The following is a 26,731-nucleotide window of genomic DNA, read 5'->3' as shown; positions in this document are numbered from 1 at the left end:
TGGGGACAGGCTAGAAGCAAACGACCGTTTTAAATTGATTCGACGTTGGTGGCATGGACCTCAACGTCGAGTCGGGCAGTCAGGAGAGAACTGATGGAAGAACAAATCGAGCGCGAATCCATGGAATTCGATGTCGTCATCGTCGGCGCCGGGCCCTCCGGCCTGGCCGCGGCGTGTCGGCTGATGCAGCAGGCCAATGAGGCAGAGCAGGAACTCTCCGTCTGCGTGGTGGAGAAGGGCTCCGAGGTGGGCGCCCATATCCTCTCCGGCGCCATCTTCGAGCCCCGCGCCCTGGCCGAGCTGTTCCCCGACTGGGCGGAGCGCGGCGCCCCGTTGACCACCCCGGCGAGTCGCGACGAGGTCTACCTGCTCAAGGACGCCGACAAGGGGCAGAAGCTACCCAACGCCCTGGTGCCGAAGACCATGCACAACACCGGTGGCGAGCTGACGCGTTACGTGATCAGCGCCGGCAACCTCTGTCGCTGGCTGGCCGAGCAGGCCGAGGGACTGGGCGTGGAGATCTTCCCGGGCTTCGCCGCCCAGGAGGCGATCGTCGAGGAGGGCGTGGTCAAGGGCATCCTGATCGGCGACATGGGCGTGGGCGCCGACGGGCAACCCAAGGACGGGCATATGCCGGGCATGGAGCTGCGCGCCAAGTACACCCTGTTCGCCGAGGGCGCCCGAGGGCATATCGGCAAGCGCCTGATCCAGGAGTATGACCTCGCCGCCGGCAAGGACCCGCAACACTACGGCATCGGCCTGAAGGAGCTGTGGGACGTGCCCGCCGAGCAGCACGAGCCCGGACTGGTGCTGCACGGCTCCGGCTGGCCGCTGGGCAAGCACACCCACGGCGGCTGGTTCCTCTACCACGGCGACAACCAGCAGGTGGTGGTCGGCCTGATCATGGATCTCTCCTACCAGAATCCCTGGCTGTCGCCCTTCGACGAGTTCCAGCGCATGAAGCACCACCCGGTGCTGGCGAAACATCTCGAGGGCGGCAAGCGCGTCGCCTACGGTGCCCGGGCCATCACCAAGGGCGGCCTCAACTGCCTGCCGAAGATGACCTTCCCCGGCGGCCTGCTGATCGGCTGCGACGCCGGCACCCTCAACTTCGCCAAGATCAAGGGGCTGCACACCGCCATGAAGTCCGGCCTGGTGGCCGCCGAGACGGTATTCGAGGCGCTAAACGATCGTGAAGCAAGAGCCGCAGGCGATGAAGGGGGCCAGGAGCTGACCGCCTTCACCACGAAGTGGGAAGCGAGCTGGGCCTATGCCGAGCTCAAGGAGAGCTCAAGCTTCGGGCCGGCGATCCACAAGTACGGCACCTGGGCGGGCGGGGCCTACAACTTCGTCGACCAGCTGCTGGGCGGCAAGCTCCCCAATCTTCACGACACCATCCCGGACCATGCGGCGCTCAAGCCGGCCGCCGAATTCGAGAAGATCGACTACCCCAGGCCCGACGGCAAGCTCTCCTTCGACAAGCTCTCCTCGGTGTTCTTGTCCAACACCAACCACGAGGAGGACCAGCCCTGTCACCTGAGGCTGACCGATCCGGAACTGCCGATCCGTGACAACCTGCCCGAGTATGCCGAACCGGCCCAGCGCTACTGCCCGGCGGGGGTCTACGAGGTGGTCGAGGATGACGACGGCAAGCCGCGGTTCCAGATCAATTTCCAGAACTGCGTGCACTGCAAGACCTGCGATATCAAGGACCCGGCCCAGAACATCACCTGGGTAGCGCCGGAAGGCGGTGGCGGGCCGAACTATCCGAATATGTAAGCTGCAAGCTGCATAACGACAATCGCCCCCACGGCAAGGCCATGGGGGCGATGTTCCTTCCAGCTTCAGGCTGAAGGCTTCAAGCTTGAGCCCGGCGACGTCGGGCTCAGTCTCCGGTCGCCACCGGGCGCGCCGGGTCGCGGATCCACTCGCTCCAGGAGCCGGGATAGAGACGCGGCAACGGCCGGCCGGCCACTGCATAGGCGAGGATGGTGTGACAGGCGGTGACGCCGGAGCCACAGTAGGCCACGCCCTCCTCGGCCCGGGGCAGTTCCTCGGCCAGGCGCCGAGGGTTCTTGAAACGCCCGTCCTCGCCCAGGTTCTCGGTGCTGGGGCGGCATACCGCTCCCGGGATATGGCCCGCTACCGGGTCGATGGGCTCGACCTCGCCACGGAAGCGAGCGCGACTGCGAGCATCCAGCTTCAGTCCGCTCTCGGAGGAGGCGACAGCGGCGGCCGTCACCCAAGCCGTATCACGATAGTCGGGTGTCCAGTCGGTGGGACGCGACGCCACGGCATCGCCCTCGCGCAGCTCCCCACCATGTCCCAGCCAGGCCTGGATGCCACCATCCAGCACCCGGACATCGGGATGGCCGGCCCAGCAGGCCAGCATCCACCAGGCCCGCGCGGCGGCCAGCTGTCCGCCCATGTCGTCATACACCACCACCGGCATATCCGGCGCCACCCCCAGTCGCTGGAGCGTCGCGGTAAACGCCTCCTGTCGCGGCAGGGGATGTCGTCCCCCCTCTCCCGGCGGCCCCGCGAGGTCACGGTCCAGGTCGAGGTGGTGGCTGCCCGGCAGGTGGGCCTTCCACCACAGGCCGTGGCCGGCATCGGAGTCCCCCAGGCGGGCCCGGCAGTCCAGCAGCCGTGGGGGGCGCCTGCCCTCCAGGGCCTCTTCCAGTTCCCAGGCGGCGATCAGCGGTTGGCTCATGCGTTTTCTCCATTGAGCAGTTCGATGGGCGCCCGGCGAGCGATCAACCGTCGTCGGCCGGCATGGCGAAAACGCACCTCGATCACCGGGTTGTCAGGATCCCCCTCGACCAGGTCGATCTCGCCTTCGCCGAACACAGCATGGCGCAGGCGCTGCCCCACGTCGAAGGCACGATAGTCACGCCTGGGCTCTGCGACCCCCGAGCCGCCGTCGACCAGCGGCAGGTCCTGGCCCAGCCTCGCCAGGTAGTGACGCACCAGAGCAGGGCGGGATACGTCGATGGCCCCTTCGCCCTCCCCATCCAATCGTCGGGCCAGGTGATCACACTCCTGCCAGGCACTCTCGGCAAGGAAACGGCTGGGACGATGATCGCCACCATCATGCAGCAGGAGCAGCCGCTCCCGGGCCCGGGTGATGGCTACGTAGAAGAGCCTGCGCTCCTCCTCGAGCCGCTGCGGCGACAGCGGGTTGTCGCGGGTGTAGAGAGGAAAGTCCTGTTCATTGACGCCTGCCACTGCCACCAGCGGCCACTCCAGCCCCTTGGCACCGTGCACGGTGTTGATCAGCACGCCGTCATCGCGGTTCTCCACCGGGCGGCTGAGCAGCTCGACGAAGGCCTCGGTATCGTTGCCCAGCTCGCCGGCCTGCTCCTTGAGCACATCGAGCAGGCGCACATCCTCCTCGCCCTTGTCGCGACGCGACGCGGCACGCTTGAGCACCTTTTCGGCATCGACCTCGGCCACCACGTACTCGAGCAACTCGACCGGGGGCCGGGCCGCCAGCCGTGGCAACTCGCAGAGCAACGCCCAGCGCCTCTTGAGGGTGCGCTTCTGGTGGGGCTTCAAAGGAGCCAGCAGCGGGTCCTGGGGCGCCGGCCAGCGCTGACTCTGGGCCAGGTGCCGGGCCAGCGCCTCGAGGCGCTCGCGGGCCACGAAGGGTGTCGGCTGGCCGAACAGCAGTGTCAGGTGCGCGGGATCACGCAGCAGGCTCGGGTCACATGCCAGGCGCAGGTAGCCGGCCAGCGCCTGCACCAGCGGCAAACGGTAGACGAAGCGATCCTCCCGCGCCAGGCGGAAGGAGATGCCCTCGCGCAGCAGCGCCAGTTGCAGCGGAACGGAGAGGGCCCAGCTGCGCACCAACACACAGGCCTCGGCAAGCGCCCTCCCCTCCCGCTGCCACGCGGCCAGGCCATCCAGCAGGCCACGGCTGCCCTGACCGGACTCGATCCGGGTCAGCGGGTTCCCGGGGGCCGCCAGACACTGCTGGTCGGGGCGTCGGCGATTGGCCTCGATGGCGTGGTTGGCCGCCAGCGCCAGGGCGTGTCCGTGGCGGAAGGTGGTGGAGAGCGGGTAGTCGACCGCCACCCCGAAGGTGGCGGTGAAGCGCTGGAGCATGGTCTCCGGATGGGCCCCACGCCACTCGTAGATGCACTGGTTGGCATCCCCCACCGCCATCACCTCGGCACGCTCGCCGGCGAGCAGCGCCAGCAGCCGCTGCTGGGCGACGTTGATGTCCTGATACTCGTCGATGATCACATGGTCGAGGTAGCCCTGGATGCGACCGCGCAGGGCGCCATCCGCTTCCAGCACGCGCAAGGGGCGATAGAGCAGGTCGGCATAGCCCATCAGGCCATGCTGCTCCAGCAGCGCCTCGACCTGCTCGAAAGCGGCCGGAAAGTAGCGGGTCTCCTCGCCGTAATCCAGCCGCTCGTGGAGCTCGGCGGCGGGCAACATCTCGGCCTTCACCAGGGCACAGAAGTGGGCGAGCGCCTCGAGTCGCTCGGCATCCAGCGCCGACTCCCTGGCCTCGGCATCCTGGTCACCCAGGCTGAGTTGGGTGGCCTGGCGCAGCAGGCGCTCGAGCTGCCAGTCGGCGGTGAGCAGCTGGCGAGGCGCCAGTGCCCCCCAGCGCGTCAGGCTGGCACTCAGCCGGTGGCCCAGGGAGTGGAAGGTGCGAACATCCGGCAACTGCCGGCCCACGGGGGCCATGGCCGCCAGGCGCGCCTGGAAGTCCGCTCGCGCAGACCGGTTGAACATCAGCACCAGGATACGCTGCGGCGCCACCCCGCGTTCGAGCAGGTGCAGCACCCTCGCCACCATGGTGGTGGTCTTGCCGGACCCCGCCACCGCGGCGACGCGCGCATGCCCGGCGCCATGCTCGACCACGGCGCGCTGTTCATCGGTCAGCCGCACGCGGTCTCGCCATCGACCAGGCCCAGCGGATGCCAGACGCCGCCGCTCTCGAGTCCCAGGGCAGCGCGCCCGTCATCCAGGGTGAACGGCACGGCCTCTTCGACCAGCCGGTAGAAGACATTACGCCCGAGGCGTGCGGCCAGGCCGAAGCGCACCGCCACCTCGGGGACGCATTCGCCCGCCGGCGTCTCGCTAAGGGTGAAGGGATGGTCGGCATCCAGGGGCAGGCGGTCGCCCATGTTGGTGGTCAGCCACCAGAGACCCTCATCGGCACGCTCGGCATCGACCACCAGGAAGGGGCGGTCCTCGACGCGGATCAGCTGCTTCTCGACCGGTGTGACCAGTGCGTGGCGGCCGTCGGTTTCCCGACGCAGGATGGTGGAGAGCAGGCGCACCAGTCGCGGGCGCGACATGACGGCACCCTCGTGGATCCAGCGGCCGTCGGCGGCGATCATCAGGTCCATCTCGCCAGTGTGTTCGGGGTGCCAGTCCCCCACCGGAGGAATCTCGCCCTCGGGGTCGATCCGTGCCACCAGCGGCTCCAGGTCCATCGTCTTCCTCCTACTTGACCAGTCCCGCGCCCTGCAGGAGGTCACGCATTTCCTGGGTGGCCTGCGGGGCGGCGGCGCGGAACAGCCGATAGAAGTTGGCGGTGGTCTGCATGGCGACCTCCTCCACGCTGATCCCACGCTCGGCGGCGATGCATTCGGCCACCTCCACCACCCAGGCCGGCTCATTGGGCTTGCCGCGATGGGGTACCGGGGCCAGGTAGGGACTATCGGTCTCGATCAGCAGCCGGTCCAGGGGTACCCGCCTGGCAACCTCGCGCAGGGCCTTGGCGCTATGGAAGGTCACGATCCCGGAGAGCGAGATGTAGAAGCCATGGCGCACCGCCTCCCGAGCCATCTCCAGGTCCTCGGTGAAGCAGTGGAGCACGCCACCCACCGCGGGATTGGTATGTTCCCGGATCAACGCCAGCGTCTCGTCACGGGCCTCCCGGGTATGGATGATCACCGGTAGCTCCAGTTCGCTGGCGGCGACCAACTGGCGACGGAAGCGCTCGCGCTGGACCTCCCGCGACGGCACCTGGTCCGGCGCCTTCTCCAGGTAATGATAGTCCAGCCCGCACTCGCCGATGGCCACCGCGCCATGCCGCTCGGTGGCCTCCTTGATCGCCTCGATGGTCGGCTCCTCGGCCACCCGGTGCAACGGGTGGACACCGGCGGAGATCACCACGTCGGCGTGCTCCCGGGCGATGGCGGCGACCCCCGGAACGTCATCCAGGGTGACGCCAATGGCCAGGAACTGCTTGACCCCGCGCGCCCGGGCGGCGTCCAGGGTGGCAGCGAGATCTCCGCCGTGGGTGGTGGAATCGAGTCGGTCGAGATGGCAGTGGGAATCAACGAACATGCAGTGAAGTACCGATAGGGTGAATGGCTCGGGCGGGGCTCAGAGTGTATAGGTGGGCACGCCCTTGTCGAGATGCCCGGCGAGCAGGTTCTCGATGCGGTCGCGAACGCCCTGGTCGGCGGCGCTGAAGTGGATGCCCACACCCGGCATGCGCCGGCCGGTGACGCCCTCCGGCGAGACCCACACCACCTGGCCGGTGACCGGCACCCGCTCGCTCTCGCCGGGCAGGGTCAACAGCAGATAGATCTGCTGGCCAAGCTCATAGCGCTCGCGGGTGGGCACGAAGATGCCGCCCCGCTCGAGCGCCGGCATATAGGCCGACAGCAACGTCTGGACGTCCTGGATGTTCAGCGACAGCGCCTTCTGGGCGGCCATGGGGCCCTCCTTGATGTTCTCATGCGCCGCATCATGAGCGCAGCAGTGCAGACCAGCGTACCAGCCAGGCCTCCAGCACCAGCTGGGGGTTGGGGTTGCCACCGGCGGCCAGCAGCCGGCGCTCCTCGCGGGCGTAGTCGAGCAGGCGGAACCAGTCACGCACCCGGGCATTCTTGACCGCCTGGCGATAGAGCGGCAACAGGTCGGGATTGCACAGCCCACCGCTGTCGCCGGAGAGCCCCAGGCGAATCAGATCCTCGAGCCAGGCGATACCGTACCACAGGATGGCATCGATGGATTGGCGGTCGAGCCGGGCCGCCTCGGCCACCGGCTCGGCCCCCCGCACCAGCGCCTCGAAGGTCTCCACCAGCTGCTGGCGCAGGGCCCTGGCCTCGGGGTCGGCCAGTCGCAGCGCCTCGAGCGGCATCCCGCCAGCCACCTTCAACCAGAAGCGCGCCTCCTGAGCATCGCCGAGGTGCTCGGTCAACCAGGGCAGGCAATCGGTCGCGGCGGGCGTCGTCAGGTTCCAGTGCTGGCAGCGCGAGCGAATGGTCGGCAGCAGCCGGGAGGGAATATCCGAGAGCAACAGGAACAGGGTCCGCGCGCCGGGCTCCTCGAGGCTCTTGAGCAGCGCGTTGGCCGCCGCCACGTTGAGCGCCTCGGCCGGCGCGATCAGGATCACCCGGTAGCCGCCCTGCTGGGCGGTCTGGGAGACGAAGTGGTTGATCTCGCGGATGGCATCAATGCGGATCTGGCGCTTGCCCTCCTCGAGCTCGACGCTCATCAGGTCGGGATGATAGCCGGAAGCCAGCATGCGACAGCCATGGCAGTGACCGCAGGCCAGCCTGCCGGGCTCGGCACACAGGGTCCGGGCGGCCAGGGCATCCACCAGCGAGCGCTTGCCCACTCCCCGCGGTCCGGAGATCAGCAGCGCATGCGGCAGCCGTCCGCTGTCGGCCAGGCGGACAAGCTCGGCGAAGCGCTCGCCTAGCCAGGGCAGCGGCTCCAGGGTGGTGATCGGCGTCGCGTTCAGCTCTGCCATGTCGCCATCCTTGCCTCGAGCACGTTCTCGATCTGCTCGCCTACCGCCCCCCGGGAGCGGGCGGCATCGATGACGGCGAAGCGCTGCGGCTCACTGGCCGCCCGTGCCAGGTAGCCCTGGCGTACCGCTTCGAAGAACTCACCGCGCTCCTGTTCGAAACGATCGCGGCGCTCGCCGCGCTGATCCAGGCGCCGCTGGGCCGCCGCCATGGGCATGTCGAGGAGCAGGGTCAGGTCGGGTGCCAGGCCCCGCTGGACAAACGCCTCGAGCTGGGCGATCCGCGCGCCGTCGATGCCACGCCCCGTGCCCTGGTAGGCGAAGGTGGCATCGGTGAAGCGGTCGCACACCACCCAGGCGCCGCGCGCCAGGGCCGGGCGAATCACCTGGGCCAGGTGCTGGGCACGGGCGGCGAACACCAGCAGCAGCTCGGCGTCGTCATCCAGCGGCTCGGGCTCATCGGGGTCGAGCAGCAGGCGGCGGATCGCCTCGGCCCGCGGCGTGCCACCCGGCTCGCGGGTCTGCACGACCTCCAGGCCGCGTGCCTCGAGCCACTCGACGATCCGCGCCAGGTTGGTGGACTTGCCCACCCCCTCGCCCCCTTCCAGGGTAATGAAGCGGCCTCGTTGATCATAAGCAATATTCCGCTCGCGACTTGCTCGGCGACACTCCTTCGAGGAGGTGCTGTGAATACCTCCCTGTACGCTACCGACGCCCTCCCTGGCGTAGGACCTCCTCTCCGGAGTGTCCCCGACGTCACTCGCTGGCACATCCGAATATCTATTGCTCATGCCGGCTCCCATCAGCGATTGCGGATATACCGGTTCACCGCGTTGTTGTGCTCGCGCAGCGTACGCGAGAAGTGGTGCGTGCCGTCGCCCTTGGAAACGAAGTAGAGCGTCTCGCCGGGCAGCGGGTCGACCGCCGCCTCCAGGGAGGCCCGCCCGGGCAACGCGATCGGCGTGGGCGGCATACCATCGATCACATAGGTGTTGTAGGGGGTCGCCTCGCGCAGGTCCGCGCGGGTGATGTTGCCCGCGTAGCGCTCGCCCATGCCGTAGATCACCGTGGGATCGGTCTGCAGGCGCATGCCGCTCTCCAGGCGGCGCTTGAAGACGCCGGCGATCTCGCGACGCTCCTCGGGGGCGCCGGTCTCGCGCTCGATCAGCGAGGCCATGATCAGCGCCTCGTAGGGTGTCGCGAACGGCAGGTCGTCGGCGCGCTGTGCCCACGCCGCCTCGAGGGCCTCTTGCATGCGCGTGAGCGCCTGCTCGAGGATCTCCAGATCGCTGCTGCCCTTGTGATAGAGGTAGGTATCGGGGAAGAACCAGCCCTCCGGATGCTCTCCCGCGCGGCCGAGCAGCGCCATCACCTCCTCGGCATCGAGCCCCTCGGTGCGGTGCTCAAGCTTGGGTGCGGCATCCAGGGCATCACGCATCTGGCGGAAGGTCCAGCCTTCCGGGATGGTGAGTGGATAGGTCACCATGCGCTCACTGCCCAGCAGCTCGAGCAGCTCGCGACCGCTCATGCCGGGCTCCAGCCGGAACTCCCCGGGACGTAGCCGCGGCAGCTGCTCGGGCGCGAGACGCGCCAGCGCACGGAAGGCCCAGACATCCTCGATCACGCCCTGCGCCGCCAGGTCGGCCACCACACGATGGTAGCCGGCGCCGCGCGGCACCTCGTAGAGCGTCATCTCGCTGATCGCGATGGGGGCCGCCAGGCGCGACTGCCAGTAGCGATAGCCGCCAAACAGGGCCGTCACGACCACCATGGCCAGCACAAACAGGAAGATCAGCACTCGCCGCATCGGAGTCCTCGTGAGTCGATAGGGTTCAGGGGCAGGGATAGCCCAGCAGCGCGTGGGCCTCGGCCTGGAAGGTGCGATGTACGGCTCCGAGCGTCCAGCGGTACCGCTCGGCACCCGCCGCATCATCGAGGCGCACCACCGGCCAGACGCCCTGGATGGAGTTGCCCAGCCACACCGCCTCGGCCCCCACCAGCGCCTCGTCTCCCGCCTCGACCGCGTGGATATCGAGGCGGGAGATCAACGCCTCGCGCAGGCTTCCCGCCACCCCGCAGCGCTCGAGACACGGGGTCTCCAGGCGGCCGCCACGCTGCCAGAAGAGATTCATGGCGGTGGCCTCCACCAGTCGCCCGTCGGCATCGCTGAGCAGCCCCTCGGCGATGCCGTCGTCGCTCCACTCGGCACGCGCCAGCACGTTCTCCAGGCGGTTGAGGTGCTTGAGTCCGGCGAGCAGCGGCTGGCTGGCGAGGCGTAGCCGACAGTGGCGCACTCGCACCCCCGAGTGCCAGCGCGACTCGACGGGCACAAACTCGGCAAGCTGCCAGCGCAGCCGTGGCCGCGGGGACGCCGGCGGGCAATAGCCACGCCCGCCGCTGCCCCGGGTGAGCGTCAGCTTGAGTACCTCAAGCCCCGGACCCGCTTCGGCCAGGGGCGCTGCCAACGCGTGCTCGGGCGGCATGGGAATGCCCAGCACGTGGCAGCCCCGGGCCAGCCGTGCCAGGTGTTCATCCCACAGCAGTGGGCGACCACCGCGGACCAGGATGGTCTCGAAGAGGCCGTCACCGTAGGCGGCGCCGCGGTCGTCCAGGGGCCAGGCAGGCTGCTCGCTCACGCGGGGCGCGCCCTCCTCAGACCCGTGTGAATACCAGAGTGCCGTTGGTGCCGCCGAAGCCGAAGGAGTTCGACAGCGCCACGTCGATCTTCATCTCTCGAGCGGTATGCGGCACATAGTCGAGGTCGCAACCTTCCTGGGGGTTGTCCAGGTTGATGGTGGGCGGCGCGACCTGGTCGCGGATCGCGAGTATCGAGAACACCGCCTCGACGGCACCGGCGGCGCCCAGCAGGTGGCCGATCATCGACTTGGTGGAGCTCACTGCCACCGACCTCGCCGCCTCGCCCATCACGCGCTGAACGGCACGGCTCTCGGCGAGATCCCCGGCCGGCGTGGAGGTGCCGTGGGCGTTGATATAGTCGATCGCCGCCGGCTCGAGGCCGGCATCGCGCACGGCGTTGGCCATGGACAGGGCCGCGCCACTGCCATCCTCGGGGGGGGCGGTCATGTGATAGGCATCATCGCTCATGCCGAAGCCGGCGATTTCCGCGTAGATGGTCGCCCCGCGCGCCTTGGCATGCTCGTACTCCTCCAGCACCAGCACGCCGGCACCGTCGGAGAGCACGAAGCCGTCGCGGTCGCGATCCCAGGGTCGACTGGCGGCCTGGGGGTCATCGTTACGGGTGGACAGCGCCCGGGCCGCCGAGAAGCCGCCCAGGCCCAGCGGCGTGGTAGCCATCTCGGCGCCGCCGCAGACCATCACATCGGCATCGCCATAGGCGATGGTTCGCGCACTGTAGCCGATGTTATGGGTGCCGGTGGTGCAGGCGGTGGTGATCGCGATATTGGGACCGCGGAAGCCATGCTGGATCGCCAGGTTGCCGGAGATCATGTTGATGATCGAACCGGGCACGAAGAACGGCGAGATGCGCCGCGGCCCGCTCTTGAGCAGGGCGTTGTGGTTGTGCTCGATCATCGGCAACCCACCGATACCGGAGCCGATGGCCACACCGATGCGATCGGCATTCTCTTCCGTGCACTCGATGCCGGCATCCTGGATCGCCTGGCTCCCGGCCGCCACGCCATACTGGATGAACAGGTCCATCTTGCGGGCGTCCTTGGGGTTCAGATAGGGACTGATATCGAAGTCCTTCACCGAACCACCGAAGCTCGTGTTGAAGCCGCTGACATCGAAGTGCTGGATGGGGGCGATGCCGCTCTTGCCGGCCACGATGTTGCGCCAGCTCTCTTCCACGCTATTCCCCACCGGTGTGACCAGGCCCAGGCCTGTCACCACTACCCGTCTACGTGTCATCAGCGTTCCTCCAGGCGTCCAGGTATGATTGCGGCCCGACCGGGCCGCCTGTTTCGGCGCATTATAACGAGTCTCCCCGAGACATGCCGCCCCGACAAGGCACAAGCGCACCTTCCAGGTGCGAAAAAGCCGCCCCTGAAGGCGGCTTTCCAATGGCCGTTCCGGCGAGGACGGCCCGAGCATCAACAAGCGGTATCGACCGCCACCAGGCTTACTGGTGGGCGTTGACGTAGTCGATGGCTTCCTGAACGGTGGTGATCTTCTCGGCTTCCTCGTCGGGAATCTCGGTATCGAACTCCTCCTCGAGCGCCATGACCAGCTCGACGGTGTCCAGGGAGTCGGCGCCCAGGTCCTCGGTGAAGGAGGAGCTGTTCTGGATGTCCTCTTCCTTGACGTTCAGGCGCTCGGCCACAACCTTCTTAACGCGCTCTTCGATGGTGCTCATTATGACGTACTCCAGTCGTTCACATTGGCCGTCCAGATGACCAGCCGTTTGGGGTTCCAGATCCGCAAGCCGGAAGCTGCGGGGTAGTGTATAGAGCCCCCGGGGCCGGCGCAACCGCCGGACCCGGCACCTCTCAACGCATGTTCATACCGCCGTTGACATGCAGAATCTCGCCGGTGATATAGCTGGCTGTCTCGCCAGTGAGGAAGCCCACCGCCGCGGCGATCTCCTCGGGCTGGCCGAGGCGCGCCAGCGGAATCTGCGTGAGCAGGGCCTTGTGCTGCTCCTCGGGCAGCGCCTCGGTCATGTCGGTGGCGATGAAGCCCGGCGCCACGGCATTGACGGTAATGGCGCGGGAGGCCACTTCGCGGGCCAGGGCGCGAGTGAAGCCCTCCATGCCCGCCTTGGCGGCAGCATAGTTGGCCTGCCCCAGGTTGCCCATGCTGGCCACCACCGAGCTGATGCTGACGATGCGGCCGAAACGCGCCCGGGTCATGCCGCGCAGGCACGCCTTGCTGACGCGATAGACCGACTTGAGGTTGGTGTCGACGACATCGTCCCACTCCCCTTCCTTCATCCGCATCAGCAGGTTGTCGCGGGTGATGCCGGCGTTGTTGACCAGGATGGTCGGCGCGCCGAACTCCTCGCTGATCGCCTTGACCAACCCGTCGACACTCTCCTGGTCGGTGACATCGAGGCGCCGGCCGGCCCCCTGGATGCCCCGTGCCCTGAGGTCGGCATCGATCTTCTCGGCGCCGGCATCACTGGTCGCGGTGCCGATCACGATGCGTCCCTGGCGGCCCAACTCGTGGGCGATGGCCCGGCCGATGCCACGGCTGGCCCCAGTGACCAGAGCGACTCTGGTTTCGCTAGTCATGAGAATTACGCCTTCATCCTGTGAAAAGAGATCAACCGTTGCTGGTGGCCGCACCGCGCGCCAGCGCCAGGGCGGCGTCGAGGCTGTCCGGATCATTGACCGCCAACCCCTTGCTGCCGCGGGCGATACGCTTGCCCAGGCCGGTGAGCACCTTGCCCGGTCCGCACTCGATGAACACCTCGGCGCCTCGCTGGCCCATGGCCTCGACGCAGGAGGTCCAGCGTACCGGCCGATAGAGCTGCTCGATCAGCCGCGTGCGCAGGGTCTCGATGTCGGCATGGGCCTGGGCATCGACGTTCTGGACCACGGTATAACGTGGCGTCTTGAGTGTCACCTCACCCAGTGCGGCGGCCAGGCGCTCGGCGGCCGGCTCCATCAACGCACAGTGGGAGGGCACCGAGACCGGCAGCGGCATGGCTCGCTTGGCGCCCGCCTCCTGACAGGCCGCGATGGCCCGCTCCACGGCCGCCTTGCTGCCGGCGATCACCACCTGTCCCGGGGCATTATAGTTCACCGCCGAGACCACATCGCCCTGGGCCGCCTCGGCACAGGCCTGCTCCACCACCGCGTCGTCGAGCCCCAGGATCGCCGCCATGGCGCCCTGGCCCGCCGGCACCGCCGCCTGCATGGCCTCACCGCGCAGCTTGACCAGCCTGACCCCCTCGGCGAAGGGCATCACCCCGGCACAGACCATGGCGCTGTATTCGCCGAGGCTGTGACCGGCCATGGCACCCGGACGCGGCCCCTCGAGCTCCTGCCAGATGCGCCAGATGGCGACGCTGGCGGCGAGCAGCGCCGGCTGGGTACAGGCCGTGGCGTTGAGCGCCTCGGCGGGCCCCTCCTGGACCACCTGCCAGAGGTCATAGCCGAGCGCCTCCGAGGCCTCCTCGAAGGTCGTGCCCACCACGCTGTAGCGCTCCGCCAGCTCCCGCAGCATGCCGACCTGCTGGGAACCCTGTCCGGGAAACACGAGGGCGAGCGGTTGAGTCATCTTGGTCACCTTTGCTTTTATTGCCTGGCTTTTATTGCCTGTCATCGCCATCGGCCGCACCGGGGCGAGAAGTAGAATGCCGTGGAGCTCCGCCCAATTCCCGAGCCAGCCGTCGCGGCAGATCGTGCTCCACCTCCTGCACGGCGCGCAGCACGGCATAGCGGAAACCCTCGGCGTCGGCGCCGCCGTGACTCTTCACCACGATACCCGAAAGCCCCAGCAGGCTGGCCCCGTTGTAGCGCACCGGGTCGAGTTCGGCGCGCAGCCGGCGCAGCGCCGGCCGCGCCGCCAGCCCCACCAGACGGCTGCCCCAGTGGGCCTCGAAGGTCTGCTGGACCCGCGCGACCAGCATCCGGGCCAGGCCCTCGCTGGCCTTGAGCACGGCATTGCCGACGAAACCGTCGCACACCACCACGTCCGCGGCCCCGGCGAAGATGCCGTCGCCTTCCACATAGCCACAGTAGGCGAACGCCGGCAGCTCGCGCAGCCGGGCGTCGGCCTGGCGCACGCTGGCGGTGCCCTTGGTGCCCTCGACACCGACGTTGAGCAATGCCACCCGCGGCCGCGCGAGGCCATCCACATGACGTGCCATCGCCTCGCCCATGCGGGCGAAGTCTACCAGGCGGTCGGCGGAGGCCTCGACGTTGGCACCCAGATCGAGCAGATAACAGCGCCCCTGCTCGCGCGTGGGAATCGCGGTGCTGATCGCAGGACGGGGAATGCCGGCCACGGTGCCCAGGGCACGCCGCCCCAGGGCCATCAAGGCCCCGGTATTTCCCCCGCTGACACCGGCAGATGCCTCCCCAGCGGCCACGCAGCCGAGCATGCGTGCCATGCTGCTGTCGCTGCCGTGACGCAGCGCCTCGGAGGGCCGCAGCCCCGGGACGATCTCGCCGCTGGCATCCACGACCTCCATACGCGAGCTTGCCGCGGCGAGACGCCGCGGCAGGCTGGCGATCTCACGCTCCAGCCGTGCCCGGGGGCCGAACAGCCTGAGCGCAAGACGAGTATCCTGGAGGGCCGCCCCCGCGGCACCACGCACCGTGGCGCGGGGCCCGAGGTCTCCCCCCATCGCATCGATGGCGATTCGCATGAGGGGATCAGGGGCCGGGGGTCACCACGGGTCGCGTCGTCGACTTATGCGTCGACGACCTTGCGACCACGATAGAAGCCGTCCGGAGAGACGTGGTGGCGCAGGTGAGTGGCACCGCTCTCCTTGTCCTGGGACAGGGCCGGGGCGCTCAGGGCGTCGTGGCTGCGACGCATGCCGCGCTTGGAACGGGTCTTGCGGTTCTTTTGAACTGCCATGGGATGTCACTCCAGAGTGAAACGGTAATGAATCAGGATTTCCCCTTGAGGTGCCGGAGCACGTCAAAGGGGCTGGCTGCGGGCTCGCGGGATGCCACGGCATCCTCCCCGCTGGTCAGCTGGTCGCGCGAGACCGCACAGTCGGCCTCAGCGTGGTAAACCACCTGGGGAAGGCTGAGGATCAGTTCATCCTCAACCATCGTCAGCAGGTTCAGCTGTTCGTCTTCCACCAGCACCGGCTCATGGGTGCTGGGCAACTCGGCCGCCAAGGCGTCACTGGTGACCATGCCGAGCAGGAACTCGCTCTCGACGGTCTGCGCCATGGGGCGCAGGCAGCGCCGACAGGGCAGCTGCAGAACGGCCTGCAGCCGCCCATGAATCTCGCGGCGCCCCTGGGGGTCGATGGCAAAATCCAGCCATACCTCGACATCGCCCTGTTGCTGACCGACCGCGTCGGTCAGTCGCTCGAAGGCGTCCAGGGCCATCAGCCCTTCCAGGTGTTCGGCACGGGCGGCGAGCTTGTAGGGCTCGACCCTGCCAGGGAGTCGCGTGGTCAACATAGGCGCGCAATGATAGGCACTCGACCCGCCCCTGTCAAAGCCGCCGTGGCACCACGCAGCATGCTAACCTGCGGCGCTACCGATAGCCTGGAGACCCCCGCATGCCACGCCTCGTCCTCGCCTCCGGATCACGCTGGCGACGCCAGCTCCTCGACCGCCTGGGGCTCCCCTATGCCTGGCAGAGCCCCGACATCGACGAGACGCCCCGTCCCGGCGAGTCGCCCAGCGGCCTGGTGCACCGCCTGGCGCTCGCCAAGGCACAGCAACTGGCCGGCGAGTGGCCGCAACACCTGATCATCGGCTCCGACCAGGTCGCCCTGTTCGCCGGCGAGGTCCTCGGCAAGCCCACCGACCTCGCCACCGCCCGCGCCCAACTGGCGCGATTCTCGGGCCACCGGGTGCGCTTTCTGACCGGCCTGGCGCTGGTGGACACCCGCCACGCCCGCCACTGGGTCTGCCACGAGACCTATGACGTGCTGTTTCGCCACTTGAGCAAGGATGAGATCGCGCACTATATAGAGCGGGAGCAGCCGCTGGAGTGCGCCGGAAGTTTTCGCATGGAGGGGCTGGGCATCACCCTGTTCGAGCGCCTCGAGGGCGACGACCCCAACACCCTGATCGGCCTGCCGCTGATCCGCCTCTGCGCGCTGCTGCGCGAGGCGGGCCTGGACCCGCTGGGCGCCGCCACCGAGTAGGCAGTGGCGCCGGAAGAGCCGCCTCTTCAGCCAGCTTCAGGGCAGCTGGTAGCGTACCGGCGAGTCGGCGCGGGGCAGCCCCAGCCACTCCAGGGCCACGCGACCGAACTGTCGCGAGAGGCGCTCGAAGGGATCCAGGCGCGGCGTGTAGTCGCGCAGCCTGGGCTCGGGAAGACGCTCCCGTGCCAGGGTATCGAGGCTGCCCAGGGAGTCCACCAGGCCGAATTCGAGGGCCTGCTCGCCGCTCCAGACGAGGCCGCTGAACAGGGCATCATCATCGCTCAGGCGCTCGCCGCGCCCCTCGCGCACCGCGGCGATGAACTGCTCATGGGTGCTGTCCAGCACCGACTGCCAGAACTCGCGCTGCGCCGGGGCCACCTCCGAGAAAGGGTCGAGGAAGGCCTTGTTGTCGCCGGCGGTATAGACGCGGCGCTCCACACCCAGGCGGTCGATCGCCTCCTGGAAGCCGAAGCTCGAGTAGATCACTCCAATGGAGCCCACCAGGCTGGCCGGCGCAGCGATGATCTCATCGGCACCGGCGGCGATGTAGTAGGCACCGCTGGCACCGATGTCCTCGATCACCGCGATGATCGGCTTGTCGCCCTCGCCGCGCAGCCGCATCACCTCGTCGAAGATGCGCTGGGACTGCACCGGGCTGCCCCCGGGGCTATTGATATGCAGCACCACCGCGCGGCTCTGCTCGGCCTCCCAGGCACGCCTCAGGCCGGCATTGATGCGCTGCGCGCTGGCCGCCCCATCGGCATCGATCACGCCCTCCACCTTGACCACCCCGAGGTGCGCCCCCTCCGCCCCGCCCACCGCGGATGGCCCCGCCAGCAGGCCATAGAGGGTGATCGACAATGAGGCGGCGATCAGCGCCGCGAACAGGAAACGGAAGAACAGCTTCCAGCGCCGCGAACGTCGCTGCTCGGTGAGCACGCCATCAATCCAGCGCCCCATCATCGCCGTCTGCTCGAGTCGCTGGCGCTCGCGCAGCGCCTCGGCATCCTCTGCCGGCGGCGCCAGGTCCGAATCGCTCGCCTGGCGCCGTGCCCTGGCCTCGTCGCGACTCAGCTCGGGCCCCTGGGTCCAGGGATCCCCGCCCCCCGGGTGCTCATTGCGCTCATCGGACATCGTCTATCTCCTCTGCAACCAGTCGAACAGCTCGGGCACCGTCTGGGCGGTGAAGGCCGGCCGACTCGCCGCCAGGCGCTCGGGGGCATGCACTCCCCAGGTGACCGCCACGCGATCCATGCCGATGGCTCGGGCCATCTCCAGGTCATACTCGGTATCCCCCACCATCACCGCCTCCGCCGGGGGCACGGCGAGCTCCGCCAGCAGCTCCTCGAGCATCAACGGATGTGGCTTGGAGCGGGTCTCGTCGGCGGTCCGGCTGGCATGGAACCAGTGCCCGCAGGCACTCTCGCGGAAGACACGGTCGAGGCCGCGCCGGCTCTTGCCGGTAGCCACCGCCAGGCGCTGCCCCGGCCGCCCATGCAGCTCGGCCAGTCCGCGCTCCACCTCGGGGAAGAAGGTCATGGGCGTGTCGCTGCCCTCCACGAAGTGCCAGGCGTAACGGCTACGCAGCAACTCGGCGCGATCCGGGTCGATGCCCGGGCAGAGCGTCGCAATCGCCTCGGGCAACCCCAGGCCGATGATGTCGCGCACCGCCTCGGCCGACAGCTCTCCCCAGCCGGCATCGCGTGACGCCGCCTGCATACAGCCGACGATCCGCGCCGCGGAGTCCATCAGGGTCCCATCCCAATCGAAGATCACCAGTCGATAACGCATCGTCACTCCTCAGCTGGCCCGGCGGGCGCGGGCAAGCACCGCCTGAAGGTCGTCGGGCAGCGGCGCGCGGATGCGCACCTCGCGGCCGCTGGTGGGCTCGGGAAAGGCCAGCGACTCGGCATGCAGGAAGAGTCGTGCGAGGCCCAGCCGCGCCGCCAGCGCCTGGCCCTCGCGGTTACCATACTTGTCGTCGCCGAGCAGCGGATGCCCCGCATGGGCGGCGTGGACGCGGATCTGGTGGGTGCGGCCGGTCACTGGCTCCGCCTCCAGCAGGCTCACCCCGGGGAAGGCCTCGCGCACCGCGAACCGGGTACGGGCCACCTTGCCCGCGGGATCCACCCGCACCCGGCGCTCGCCGTTGGCCAGGGTGTAGCGATCCAGACGCGCCGCCACGAAGTCGCGGCGCGCGGGCCAGCGCCCCGCCACCAACGCCAGGTAGCACTTCTCCATCTGCTGCTGCTTGAGGGAGGCGTTGAGCGCCAGCAGCGCCGGCCGTGACTTGGCCAGCAGCAGGCAGCCCGAGGTATCACGATCCAGCCGGTGCACCAGCTCCAGGAAGTCGAGATCCTCGCGCACCTGGCGCAGCGCCTCGATCAGGCCGATCTTGACTCCGCTGCCGCCGTGCACGGCCAGCCCCGAGGGCTTGTTGATCACCAGCCAGTCACGCCCCTCCACCAGCACGCTGCCCGCCAGCAGGTTGCGCAGGTTGTCGCTCACCTCGCGCACCGCCTCGCGAGGCGACAGCTTCAGCGGCGGGATACGCACCAGGTCGCCCGTGGCGAGGCGAGTATCCGGCTTGACGCGCTTCTTGTTCACACGCACCTCGCCCTTGCGCACGATGCGGTAGATCAGCGCCCGGGGCGCTCCCTTGATGCGCGTCATCAGGAAGTTGTCGACCCGCTGGCCGTCCTGTCCTTCCGTCACCTCCACCCACTGTACGTCGCGCCCTTCGGCCATGCCGAGACTCCACTGATCAGAAACTGCGAAAGGGCGCATTCTAACGCACTGTGCCCCATGCGGCGCCAATTGCTGCCCATGGCGCTTGCTGTTATATTGCCAAGTCGCTCCAATGGGCATCATTGCACCCGCAAGGCGCCTGCCCGACAGACACGCAGGCCGGAGCGAAAAGATCAGGCCGCGATGACGCCAAGACGTCCCGCCGCCCGTAGCAAGAGACAAATGATACAGCGATAAACGCGCCACGCCCGTACCCCCCCCCCGCCGCTACCCCAGTCACGGAGCGACGGCAGGCCACGGGACACGTTCAACAGCGTGCCGGAAGGCCGGCGTAGGCGAATCGATGAATGCCAGGTGTTGGCGGTGACCGCAGGGCCGGATGGGTGACGCCCGCCGGAACATGTCTTGCCCCCGCCCCGTACTCAACAGGCTCATGCCGCGGCGCTGCCCCACCGGGAGCGACGCGGTCGGACGCAGCTGCGCATCCGTGACATGCGCTGAGCACAGGCACGCAGCACACAGCGGTTCGCCACGTCGCGCTCACCGGCGCCATATAGTGCGAGTCAACATGAAACGGATGCTCATCAATGCGACCCAGCCCGAAGAGCTGCGCGTCGCGCTGGTCGATGGACAACGCCTCTACGATCTGGACATCGAATCCGGTGCCCGGGAACAGAAGAAAGCCAATATCTATCGCGGCAAGATCACCCGCATAGAACCCTCCCTCGAAGCCGCCTTCGTCGACTTCGGCGCCGAGCGCCACGGCTTCCTGCCCCTCAAGGAGATCTCCCGCGAGTACTTCGTCAAGGATCCCGACGGCCGCCCCAGCATCAAGGAGGTGCTGAAGGAGGGCCAGGAGGTGATCGTCCAGGTCGACAAGGAAGAGCGTGGCAACAAGGGCGCCGCCCTGACCACCTTCATCTCCCTGGCCGGCCGCTTCCTGGTGCTGATGCCCAACAACCCCAAGGCCGGCGGCATCTCGCGGCGCATCGAGGGCGAGGAGCGTAGCCAGCTCAAGGAGGCGATGAACCAGCTCAGCGTGCCGGACCGCATGGGCCTGATCGTGCGCACCGCCGGCATCGGCCGCAGCCCCGAGGAGCTGCAGTGGGACCTGGACTACCTGGTGCAGGTGTGGGAATCGATCACCGCCGAGGCCGGCAAGCGCCCCGCCCCCTTCCTGATCTACCGCGAGTCCAACGTCATCATCCGCGCTATGCGTGACTACCTGCGCCAGGATATCGGCGAGGTACTGATCGACAACCCCGCGGTGCACGAGGAGGCACTGGCCTTCATCCGCCAGGTGATGCCCTCCTACCAGCAGAAGATCAAGCTCTATGTCGACGAGGTGCCGCTCTTCTCGCGCTTCCAGATCGAGTCACAGATCGAGACCGCCTACGAACGCGAGGTGAAGCTCCCCTCCGGCGGCTCCATCGTCATCGACCATACCGAGGCGCTGGTCTCCATCGACATCAACTCGGCGCGCGCCACCCGCGGCAGCGACATCGAGGAGACGGCCCTGCAGACCAACCTGGAGGCAGCCGACGAGGCCGCGCGCCAGCTGCGCCTGCGCGATATCGGCGGCCTGGTGGTGATCGATTTCATCGACATGAGCCCGGCGCGCAACCAGCGCGAGGTCGAGAACCGCATGCGCGACGCCCTCAAGATCGATCGCGCCCGGGTCCAGATCGGCCGCATCTCGCGCTTCGGCCTGATGGAGATGTCGCGCCAGCGCCTGCGCCCCTCGCTGGGCGAGACCAGCGGCGTGGTCTGCCCGCGCTGCAACGGCCAGGGCACAATCCGCGACGTGCGCTCCATCTCGCTGTCGATCATGCGCCTCATCGAGGAAGAGGCCATGAAGGAGCGCAGCGCCCAGATCCGCGCCATCCTGCCGGTGCCGGTGGCGACCTACCTGCTCAACGAGAAGCGCAAGGTACTGGCCGACATCGAGCGCCGCCAGGATGTGCGCGTCGTGCTGCTGCCCAACCCCGACATGGCCACCCCCCACTACGACGTTCAGCGCCTGCGCGACGACCATGTCGAGGAGGACGGCAGCCAGAAATCCAGCTTTGAGCTCCCCCTCGACACCGAGGTGGGCAAGGAGCCGGAAGCCTCCTTCGGCAAGCCGGTGCAGCGCGCCGAAGCCGCGGTGAAGACCGTGATCCATCATGAGCCGGCGCCCGCCTCGCTGCAGCAGGACGAGCCTCCCGTGAAGCAGGCAGCGCCCGCCACCCCCGCCAAGGCCGCCGCCCCTAGGCGCAGTGCGCCTCCCGTGGCCCAGGAGCCCCAGGGCGGGGTGTTGGGTCGCCTGGTCAAGGGACTCTCCAAGTTGCTAGGCGGCGACGAGGCCCCCTCCGGCGACGCCCCCCGGAAGCCGGCGCCCGCCAACGCACCAGCAGGCAACGACAAGGGCGAGCGCCGGGCCGCCCCCCGCGAGGAAGAACGCGGCGGACGCAACACCCGTCAGCGCCGCCCACGCAACGATGACAGGCGTAGCGTGGCGCGCCAGGACAACGAGCACACGGATGGCAAGGCGGAAGGCAACGACAACCGTGACAACCGCGGTAATCGTGGGGGTCGCGGCCGTGGCCGCCAGGACGGCAACCGCCAGGACGAGGGCCGCCAGCCCCGCCAGCAGGATGCCACCAAGGGACGCGACGACAGCCGCCGCCAGAACGCCGGCGACAAGCGCGACCCACGCGCCAGCCAGAAACCGGCCGAACCGCAGAAGCAGGAGGAGGTCAGAAAGCCGGCCGAGACCAGGAACGATGCGCCGGTGGATGACGGCAAGCCCAAGCGCATGCGCAACAACCCGCGCAACCGCAGCCGCCAGCACGCCATCCATCCCAAGGCACTAGAGGAGCAGCAGCGTCTGCAGGCGGAAGCCGCCAAGGCCGAGGCCACGGAAGACACCCAGCCGGTGGAGCTGGCCGAGCAGAAGGCCGAGACGCCCAAGGCGGAGCCGAAGCCCGAGCAGAAGGCCGAGGCGCCCAAGGCGGAGACCAAGCCCGAACCTAAACCCGAGCCCAAGGCCGAGGCGCCCAAGGCGGAGCCGAAGCCCGAGCCCAAGGCCGAGACGCCCAAGGCGGAGTCGAAGCCCGAGCCCAAGGCCGAGGCACCCAAGGCCGAGCCGAAGCCCGAGGCCAAGGCGCCCAAGGCGGAACCGAAGCCCGAGGCCAAGGCCGAGACGCCCAAGACGGAGTCGAAGCCCGAGGCCGAGGCGCCCAAGGCGGAGCCGAAGCCCGAGCAGAAGGCCGAGGCGCCCAAGGCGGAGCCGACGCCCGAGACCAAGGCCGAGGCACCCAAGGCGGAGCCGAAGCCCGAGCAGAAGGCCGAGGCGCCCAAGGCCGAACCGACGCCCGAGCAGAAGGCCGAGGCGCCCAAGGCGGAGCCGACGCCCGAACCTAAGCCCGAGCCCAAGGCCGAACCGAAGCCCGAGCAGAAGGCCGAGACGCCCAAGGCGGAGTCGACGCCCGAGCAGAAGGCCGAGGCGCCCAAGGCGGAACCGAAGCCCGAGCCCAAGGCCGAGGCGCCCAAGGCGGAGCCGAAGGCCGAGGCGCCCAAGGCAGAGCAGAAGCCCGAGCAGAAGGCCGAGGTGCCCAAGGCAGAGCCGAAGCCCGACGCCGAGACGCCGGCCGAGCACCGCGCAGGCCGTCGCCGCCGCCGCGCCCATAACGACCCGCGGGAGATCCGCCGTCGCGAGCAGGAGGGCAAGCAGGGCTGAAGCCCCGCTCCCCCCTGGAAGGCACAGCGCACCGCAGCCATGGCTGCGGGCGCTGTCGTTTCGTGGGCCTGACCCTGGGCCTCGGCGAAGAGGGTCAGCGGAGCACCGGCTCCCCGGCCACGCGTGGCTCGCGCTCGAGCTCGACGCCGAAACGGTCGCGAACGCTGTCAGCCACCCGGTCGGCGAAGGCCATCAGCTCGGCGGCACTGCCGCCGCCGAAGTGCACCAGCACCAGCGCCTGGCGGTCGTGCACGCCGAAGTGGCCCTCCCGCCAGCCCTTGAGGCCACAGCGCTCGATCAGCCAGCCGGCAGCCAGCTTGACGCGGCCGTCCGGCTGGGGGAAGTGCGGCATCTCGGGATGCTCGACCAGCAATCGCTCGGCCAGCTCACTCGCGACCAGCGGATTCTTGAAGAAGCTGCCGGCATTGCCCAGCAGTGCGGGGTCGGGCAGCTTCTCGCGGCGAATGGCGCATACCGCCTCGGCCACCTCCAACGCCGTGGGTGACGCCCCCAGGCGGCTCGCCAGGTCGCCATAGCCGAGACGCGGCTGGGCCCGGCGCGACAGGCGCAACACCAGCCGGGTGATCACCACCCGTCCCGCCAGCGCCCCCTTGAAGACGCTGTCACGATAGCCGAAGCGGCACGCCTCGGGGCTCAGCCAGTTCACGCTGCCATCCGCCAGATGGACCACCTCCACCGCCTCCAGCACATCGGCCAGCTCCACGCCGTAGGCGCCGATGTTCTGAATCGGCGCGGCGCCACAGAGGCCGGGAATCAGCGCCAGGTTCTCGGTTCCCCACAGGCCCCGGGCGGCCAGCCCCATGACCAGCTCGTGCCAGTTCACCCCGGCCTCGGCATGGATCCGCAGCGAGCCCTCCTCGCTCTCCTCCTGCCACCACTCGGTCATGGCCGGCCGCACCACCAGGCCCTGCAGGAACGGCGGCAGGATCAGGTTGCTGCCGCCGCCGAGAAGCGTCAGCGGCCAGCCCTGCTCCCTGGCCTCGGCCAGGGCAGCCTGCAGCTCGGCCAGGTTCCCCGGGGCGCAGAAGCGCTCCGCCACACAGGGCAGGCCCAGAGTATTGGCACGGGTCAGGTCATGCGAGGAGAAACGCTCCGGATTCAACGCGCTGCCTCCAGGCGCCCGGCGATCTCCTCGAGCAGGCCGTCGGCGGCTCGCTCGACCAGGTCGAGGACCTCCTCGAACCCCTCCTCGCCGCCATAATAGGGATCCGGCACGGCGCCATCCGGCAGGCCGGCGAACTCGAGGAACAGCCCCATATGGACGTCGAGACCCGCGGGGGCCTGCTCGCGCATGGCCCTCAGGTTGTCGTGGTCCATGGCCAGCAGGTAGTCGAAGGCATGGAAGTCGGTCTCCCTCAGCTGGCGGGCGCGCAGCGCCGAGAGGTCGATGCCACGCCGGGCGGCCGCTTCACAGGTGCGCCGATCCGGCGCCTTGCCCTCGTGCCAGGAGGCGATACCGCAGGAGTCGACCTCGACACGGGCCGCCAGGCCGTGGGCCTCGAGCCGGTGCCGCAAGACACCCTCGGCGGTGGGCGAGCGACAGATATTGCCCAGGCAGACGAACAGTACGCGCATCAGTGGTTTCCTCCTGGCTGTCCCGACTCCAGCAGCGCCCGTACCCGGGCAAGGTCCTCGGCGGTGTCGACACCGGCGGGATGTGACTCGCGGGCCAGGGCCACCTGTATGGCATGCCCGTGATGCAGCGCGCGCAGCTGTTCAAGCTGCTCGAGCGCCTCGAGGGGCGACGGCGGCCAGCCGCGGTACTCGGCGAGGAAGGCGGCCCGGTAGGCGTAGAGGCCGATATGACGCAACCAGGCCTCGGTGGCCAGCCGCTCGGGGCGCGCGGCCAGGGCATCACGACTCCAGGCTTCCCTATCCCAGAACTCTCTATCCCAGAACTCTCTATCCCAGGACTCTCTATCCCAGGGGATGGGAGAGCGCGAGAAGTAGAGGGCACGCCCGTCGCGGGCGCGTACCACCTTGACCACGTTGGGGTTGAACAGCGTCGCCACCTCGTTGATCGGCTCGGCCAGGGTCGCGATGGAAGCCCCGGGATCATCGAACAGTCGCTCGGCGACCTGATCAATCAGCGCCGGGGGGATCAGAGGCTCGTCGCCCTGGACGTTGACCAGTACGGCATCGTCATCGAGCCCCAGGCGCTCGGCGACCTCGGCCAGTCGGTCGGTGCCGGAGGGGTGGTCCGCGCGAGTCATCACCACCTCCGCTCCCAGCGGCGCCATGGCCTGCTCGATACGCGGATCGTCGGTGGCCACCACCACCCGAGTCGCCCCGCTCTCCCTGGCGCGTCGCCAGACGTGGGCCAGCATAGGCTCACCGGCGATCTCGGCCAGCGGCTTGCCAGGCAACCGTGACGAGGCGAAGCGTGCCGGGATGACCGCGATGAACTCCCTTCGATTTTTCCCCGTCCCCTCCGCCATCAGGCCTCTCCCGTGCGTCCGGGCGAGTCATGCAGCTTCTCGTCGACGGAGAGCTGTCGCGCCTCCTCGGCCAGCATCACCGGGATGCCATCGCGAACCGGATAGGCCAGGCCATCGAAGAGGCAGTGCAGTTCATCGGCCTCGCGGTGGTACTTGAGCTTGCCCTTGCACAGCGGGCAGACCAGCATGGCCAGCAGTTCCTTGTCCATCGTATTCACCTCAGGTCGGGGGATGAGCCGGCATCTCGCCGGCTCGCGAATTCGTGTCATCTTTCCCGGGCACCCGGCGAACCCTCAGCGCCGCCAGGCACTCGTCGAGCCAGGCGACAAAGGCAGGCTCGGGGGCGGCCTCCACTTCCAGCACCCAGCTCTCCCCGGGGGCCAGGTCACGGCACTTGACGGCATCCTTGGCGGTCATCACCAGCGGCCGATGATCGGCGAAGCGTAGCTCGTCGGCACGGAAGGCATGATGGTCACCGAAGGGGTGGGCCATCACTTCGATGCCGAGCCCCTCCAGGGTCTCGAAGAAGCGTTCCGGGCGGCCGATGCCGGCCACGGCATGCACCGGCCCCACGAAGGGTGGCGCCGCGATGGGGTAGCGCCGGCCATCGCCGAGGCGACGCCAGGCAGATGGCACCAGCGCCATGCGCCTGGCGGCCGGGGGCAACGAGCTCCGTGGCTCGCCGTTGACCAGGATGGCATCGACGCTGTCCAGGCGCGACATGGGTTCGCGCAGCGGCCCCGCCGGCAGGCAGCGCCCGTTGCCGAAGCCACGCGCCCCATCCACCACCACCAGCTCCAGGTCGCGGGCCAAGGCCAGGTGCTGCAGGCCGTCGTCGCTGACCAGGATGTCGCAGCCGGCGTCGAGCAGTCGCCGCGCCCCGCGCGGGCGGTCGGGGTCCACCACCACCGGCACGCCGGTCTGGTCGGCCAGCATGCGCGGCTCGTCGCCGCAGGCCGCGGCCGGCGTCGAGGGCTCCACGAGCAGCGGATGATCGGCCCCCTTGCCGCCATAGCCCCGCGACAGGATACCCGGCCGCCAGCCGCGTGCGGCCAGGCGCTCCACCAGCCAGGCCACCAGCGGCGACTTGCCGGTCCCGCCCAGGGTCAGGTTGCCGACCACGATCACCGGCACTGGCGCCCGCCATGCCTGGCGGCGCCCGCTGGCATAGGCAGCGGCGCGACGCCGCACCGCCCAGCGGTAGAGCGCCTCCAGTGGGCGCAGCAGCCCCAGCCAGGCATCCCCCCGGTAGGCGGCGGTCAGCCAGCGCTCGCCCAGCCCGCTCATGCCGGCCTGGACTTCCGGCA

Annotated in this window: 27 protein-coding genes; 3 read left to right on the top strand and 24 right to left on the bottom strand. The window is 68.9% G+C overall.

Features of this window, described 5'->3' with window-relative positions:
* Positions 1 to 48: 48 nt before the first annotated feature.
* The gene (locus tag NFH66_RS07140) at positions 49 to 1,779 is read left to right on the top strand and encodes an electron transfer flavoprotein-ubiquinone oxidoreductase (RefSeq protein WP_349609438.1); all 1,731 of its coding nucleotides are present in this window, start codon (positions 49 to 51) and stop codon (positions 1,777 to 1,779) included.
* A gap of 106 nt (positions 1,780 to 1,885) precedes the next feature.
* Here NFH66_RS07140 and NFH66_RS07135 read toward each other — a convergent pair whose 3' ends face one another.
* The 16 genes from NFH66_RS07135 to NFH66_RS07060 form a co-directional block, all read right to left on the bottom strand.
* Positions 1,886 to 2,713, bottom strand: coding sequence for a sulfurtransferase (locus NFH66_RS07135; protein ID WP_349609436.1), 828 nt, complete (start codon positions 2,711 to 2,713; stop codon positions 1,886 to 1,888).
* The gene (locus tag NFH66_RS07130; RefSeq protein WP_349609434.1) at positions 2,710 to 4,905 is read right to left on the bottom strand and encodes an ATP-dependent helicase; all 2,196 of its coding nucleotides are present in this window, start codon (positions 4,903 to 4,905) and stop codon (positions 2,710 to 2,712) included. The genes NFH66_RS07135 and NFH66_RS07130 overlap by 4 nt, the downstream gene beginning before the upstream one ends.
* Positions 4,896 to 5,456, bottom strand: a complete 561-nt coding sequence (locus tag NFH66_RS07125) for a DUF1285 domain-containing protein (protein ID WP_349609433.1) — start codon at positions 5,454 to 5,456, stop codon at positions 4,896 to 4,898. The genes NFH66_RS07130 and NFH66_RS07125 overlap by 10 nt, the downstream gene beginning before the upstream one ends.
* A 10-nt stretch (positions 5,457 to 5,466) precedes the next feature.
* A complete protein-coding gene (locus NFH66_RS07120; RefSeq protein WP_349609432.1) occupies positions 5,467 to 6,315 on the bottom strand; it encodes a TatD family hydrolase in 849 nt (282 codons plus the stop codon).
* A 39-nt stretch (positions 6,316 to 6,354) separates the two neighbouring features.
* On the bottom strand, positions 6,355 to 6,690 hold the full coding sequence (locus NFH66_RS07115) for a PilZ domain-containing protein (RefSeq protein WP_349609430.1): 336 nt from the start codon (positions 6,688 to 6,690) through the stop codon (positions 6,355 to 6,357).
* Between the two features lie 31 nt (positions 6,691 to 6,721).
* On the bottom strand, positions 6,722 to 7,732 hold the full coding sequence (locus tag NFH66_RS07110; protein WP_349609429.1) for a DNA polymerase III subunit delta': 1,011 nt from the start codon (positions 7,730 to 7,732) through the stop codon (positions 6,722 to 6,724).
* Positions 7,720 to 8,520: a dTMP kinase gene (gene tmk / locus NFH66_RS07105; RefSeq protein WP_349609427.1), complete on the bottom strand. Its 801-nt coding sequence runs from the start codon at positions 8,518 to 8,520 to the stop codon at positions 7,720 to 7,722. The genes NFH66_RS07110 and tmk overlap by 13 nt, the downstream gene beginning before the upstream one ends.
* An 11-nt stretch (positions 8,521 to 8,531) precedes the next feature.
* The gene (mltG, locus tag NFH66_RS07100; RefSeq protein WP_349609426.1) at positions 8,532 to 9,536 is read right to left on the bottom strand and encodes an endolytic transglycosylase MltG; all 1,005 of its coding nucleotides are present in this window, start codon (positions 9,534 to 9,536) and stop codon (positions 8,532 to 8,534) included.
* Positions 9,537 to 9,561: 25 nt separating this feature from the next.
* Positions 9,562 to 10,365 (bottom strand): aminodeoxychorismate lyase, encoded by an 804-nt coding sequence (gene pabC / locus NFH66_RS07095; RefSeq protein WP_349609425.1) that lies wholly within the window; start codon positions 10,363 to 10,365, stop codon positions 9,562 to 9,564.
* Between the two features lie 16 nt (positions 10,366 to 10,381).
* A complete protein-coding gene (fabF, locus tag NFH66_RS07090) occupies positions 10,382 to 11,620 on the bottom strand; it encodes a beta-ketoacyl-ACP synthase II (protein ID WP_349609423.1) in 1,239 nt (412 codons plus the stop codon).
* Positions 11,621 to 11,831: 211 nt separating this feature from the next.
* Entirely contained in the window at positions 11,832 to 12,065 is a 234-nt protein-coding gene (acpP, locus tag NFH66_RS07085; RefSeq protein WP_008956801.1) for an acyl carrier protein, read from the bottom strand.
* Positions 12,066 to 12,198: 133 nt separating this feature from the next.
* The gene (gene fabG, locus NFH66_RS07080) at positions 12,199 to 12,942 is read right to left on the bottom strand and encodes a 3-oxoacyl-ACP reductase FabG (RefSeq protein ID WP_349609422.1); all 744 of its coding nucleotides are present in this window, start codon (positions 12,940 to 12,942) and stop codon (positions 12,199 to 12,201) included.
* Between the two features lie 31 nt (positions 12,943 to 12,973).
* Positions 12,974 to 13,933 (bottom strand): ACP S-malonyltransferase, encoded by a 960-nt coding sequence (gene fabD, locus NFH66_RS07075; protein ID WP_349609421.1) that lies wholly within the window; start codon positions 13,931 to 13,933, stop codon positions 12,974 to 12,976.
* A gap of 31 nt (positions 13,934 to 13,964) precedes the next feature.
* On the bottom strand, positions 13,965 to 15,026 hold the full coding sequence (plsX, locus tag NFH66_RS07070; RefSeq protein ID WP_349609419.1) for a phosphate acyltransferase PlsX: 1,062 nt from the start codon (positions 15,024 to 15,026) through the stop codon (positions 13,965 to 13,967).
* Between the two features lie 44 nt (positions 15,027 to 15,070).
* Positions 15,071 to 15,241, bottom strand: coding sequence for a 50S ribosomal protein L32 (rpmF, locus tag NFH66_RS07065; protein WP_349609417.1), 171 nt, complete (start codon positions 15,239 to 15,241; stop codon positions 15,071 to 15,073).
* A gap of 32 nt (positions 15,242 to 15,273) precedes the next feature.
* A complete protein-coding gene (locus NFH66_RS07060; protein ID WP_349609416.1) occupies positions 15,274 to 15,801 on the bottom strand; it encodes a YceD family protein in 528 nt (175 codons plus the stop codon).
* Positions 15,802 to 15,902: 101 nt separating this feature from the next.
* On the opposite strand from NFH66_RS07060, the gene NFH66_RS07055 reads away from it, so the two are divergent.
* Complete coding sequence (locus tag NFH66_RS07055; protein WP_349609414.1) at positions 15,903 to 16,496, top strand: Maf family protein; 594 nt, start codon at positions 15,903 to 15,905, stop codon at positions 16,494 to 16,496.
* A gap of 36 nt (positions 16,497 to 16,532) precedes the next feature.
* On the opposite strand, the gene sppA is transcribed toward NFH66_RS07055, so the two are convergent.
* Genes sppA through NFH66_RS07040 form a run of 3 tightly spaced genes read right to left on the bottom strand, consistent with a single transcriptional unit; the run spans position 16,533 to position 19,244 of the window.
* Entirely contained in the window at positions 16,533 to 17,630 is a 1,098-nt protein-coding gene (gene sppA / locus NFH66_RS07050; RefSeq protein ID WP_349609413.1) for a signal peptide peptidase SppA, read from the bottom strand.
* Between the two features lie 3 nt (positions 17,631 to 17,633).
* Positions 17,634 to 18,287 (bottom strand): HAD-IA family hydrolase, encoded by a 654-nt coding sequence (locus NFH66_RS07045; protein ID WP_349609412.1) that lies wholly within the window; start codon positions 18,285 to 18,287, stop codon positions 17,634 to 17,636.
* 9 nt (positions 18,288 to 18,296) lie between these two features.
* On the bottom strand, positions 18,297 to 19,244 hold the full coding sequence (locus NFH66_RS07040; RefSeq protein WP_349609410.1) for an RluA family pseudouridine synthase: 948 nt from the start codon (positions 19,242 to 19,244) through the stop codon (positions 18,297 to 18,299).
* 568 nt (positions 19,245 to 19,812) lie between these two features.
* On the opposite strand from NFH66_RS07040, the gene rne reads away from it, so the two are divergent.
* Positions 19,813 to 22,965 carry a ribonuclease E gene (rne, locus tag NFH66_RS07035; protein ID WP_349609408.1) on the top strand — a complete coding sequence of 1,051 codons (3,153 nt, stop codon included), beginning with the start codon at positions 19,813 to 19,815 and terminating at the stop codon, positions 22,963 to 22,965.
* Positions 22,966 to 23,059: 94 nt separating this feature from the next.
* Here the strand turns inward: rne and murB are convergent, their stop codons facing one another.
* Genes murB through lpxK form a run of 5 tightly spaced genes read right to left on the bottom strand, consistent with a single transcriptional unit; the run spans position 23,060 to position 26,711 of the window.
* Positions 23,060 to 24,088 (bottom strand): UDP-N-acetylmuramate dehydrogenase, encoded by a 1,029-nt coding sequence (murB, locus tag NFH66_RS07030; RefSeq protein ID WP_349609407.1) that lies wholly within the window; start codon positions 24,086 to 24,088, stop codon positions 23,060 to 23,062.
* Entirely contained in the window at positions 24,085 to 24,561 is a 477-nt protein-coding gene (locus NFH66_RS07025; protein WP_349609406.1) for a low molecular weight protein-tyrosine-phosphatase, read from the bottom strand. The genes murB and NFH66_RS07025 overlap by 4 nt, the downstream gene beginning before the upstream one ends.
* Entirely contained in the window at positions 24,561 to 25,424 is an 864-nt protein-coding gene (kdsB, locus tag NFH66_RS07020) for a 3-deoxy-manno-octulosonate cytidylyltransferase (protein ID WP_349609405.1), read from the bottom strand. Before kdsB ends, NFH66_RS07025 begins: the two co-directional genes overlap by 1 nt.
* Positions 25,424 to 25,633: a Trm112 family protein gene (locus tag NFH66_RS07015; RefSeq protein WP_213313321.1), complete on the bottom strand. Its 210-nt coding sequence runs from the start codon at positions 25,631 to 25,633 to the stop codon at positions 25,424 to 25,426. The genes kdsB and NFH66_RS07015 overlap by 1 nt, the downstream gene beginning before the upstream one ends.
* 10 nt (positions 25,634 to 25,643) lie before the next feature.
* On the bottom strand, positions 25,644 to 26,711 hold the full coding sequence (lpxK, locus tag NFH66_RS07010) for a tetraacyldisaccharide 4'-kinase (protein WP_349609404.1): 1,068 nt from the start codon (positions 26,709 to 26,711) through the stop codon (positions 25,644 to 25,646).
* Positions 26,712 to 26,731: the final 20 nt, after the last annotated feature.

Source organism: Halomonas sp. H10-9-1, from assembly GCF_040147005.1.
GTDB lineage: Bacteria > Pseudomonadota > Gammaproteobacteria > Pseudomonadales > Halomonadaceae > Halomonas.
Note: the sequence above shows the minus strand (reverse complement) of the source record. Positions and strands in the feature narration are given on the sequence as shown.

Bases quoted from the DNA above. Each gene is read 5' to 3' on its own strand.
- NFH66_RS07135 (WP_349609436.1), bottom strand. From the start codon at position 2,713: ATGAGCCAACCGCTGATCGCCGCCTGGGAACTGGAAGAGGCCCTGGAG.
- NFH66_RS07125 (WP_349609433.1), bottom strand. From the start codon at position 5,456: ATGGACCTGGAGCCGCTGGTGGCACGGATCGACCCCGAGGGCGAGATT.
- NFH66_RS07120 (WP_349609432.1), bottom strand. From the start codon at position 6,315: ATGTTCGTTGATTCCCACTGCCATCTCGACCGACTCGATTCCACCACC.
- NFH66_RS07115 (WP_349609430.1), bottom strand. From the start codon at position 6,690: ATGGCCGCCCAGAAGGCGCTGTCGCTGAACATCCAGGACGTCCAGACG.
- NFH66_RS07110 (WP_349609429.1), bottom strand. From the start codon at position 7,732: ATGGCAGAGCTGAACGCGACGCCGATCACCACCCTGGAGCCGCTGCCC.
- tmk (WP_349609427.1), bottom strand. From the start codon at position 8,520: ATGAGCAATAGATATTCGGATGTGCCAGCGAGTGACGTCGGGGACACT.
- mltG (WP_349609426.1), bottom strand. From the start codon at position 9,536: ATGCGGCGAGTGCTGATCTTCCTGTTTGTGCTGGCCATGGTGGTCGTG.
- fabF (WP_349609423.1), bottom strand. From the start codon at position 11,620: ATGACACGTAGACGGGTAGTGGTGACAGGCCTGGGCCTGGTCACACCG.
- acpP (WP_008956801.1), bottom strand. From the start codon at position 12,065: ATGAGCACCATCGAAGAGCGCGTTAAGAAGGTTGTGGCCGAGCGCCTG.
- fabG (WP_349609422.1), bottom strand. From the start codon at position 12,942: ATGACTAGCGAAACCAGAGTCGCTCTGGTCACTGGGGCCAGCCGTGGC.
- fabD (WP_349609421.1), bottom strand. From the start codon at position 13,933: ATGACTCAACCGCTCGCCCTCGTGTTTCCCGGACAGGGTTCCCAGCAG.
- plsX (WP_349609419.1), bottom strand. From the start codon at position 15,026: ATGCGAATCGCCATCGATGCGATGGGGGGAGACCTCGGGCCCCGCGCC.
- rpmF (WP_349609417.1), bottom strand. From the start codon at position 15,241: ATGGCAGTTCAAAAGAACCGCAAGACCCGTTCCAAGCGCGGCATGCGT.
- NFH66_RS07060 (WP_349609416.1), bottom strand. From the start codon at position 15,801: ATGTTGACCACGCGACTCCCTGGCAGGGTCGAGCCCTACAAGCTCGCC.
- NFH66_RS07055 (WP_349609414.1), top strand. From the start codon at position 15,903: ATGCCACGCCTCGTCCTCGCCTCCGGATCACGCTGGCGACGCCAGCTC.
- sppA (WP_349609413.1), bottom strand. From the start codon at position 17,630: ATGTCCGATGAGCGCAATGAGCACCCGGGGGGCGGGGATCCCTGGACC.
- NFH66_RS07045 (WP_349609412.1), bottom strand. From the start codon at position 18,287: ATGCGTTATCGACTGGTGATCTTCGATTGGGATGGGACCCTGATGGAC.
- NFH66_RS07040 (WP_349609410.1), bottom strand. From the start codon at position 19,244: ATGGCCGAAGGGCGCGACGTACAGTGGGTGGAGGTGACGGAAGGACAG.
- rne (WP_349609408.1), top strand. From the start codon at position 19,813: ATGAAACGGATGCTCATCAATGCGACCCAGCCCGAAGAGCTGCGCGTC.
- NFH66_RS07025 (WP_349609406.1), bottom strand. From the start codon at position 24,561: ATGCGCGTACTGTTCGTCTGCCTGGGCAATATCTGTCGCTCGCCCACC.
- kdsB (WP_349609405.1), bottom strand. From the start codon at position 25,424: ATGGCGGAGGGGACGGGGAAAAATCGAAGGGAGTTCATCGCGGTCATC.
- NFH66_RS07015 (WP_213313321.1), bottom strand. From the start codon at position 25,633: ATGGACAAGGAACTGCTGGCCATGCTGGTCTGCCCGCTGTGCAAGGGC.
- lpxK (WP_349609404.1), bottom strand. From the start codon at position 26,711: ATGAGCGGGCTGGGCGAGCGCTGGCTGACCGCCGCCTACCGGGGGGAT.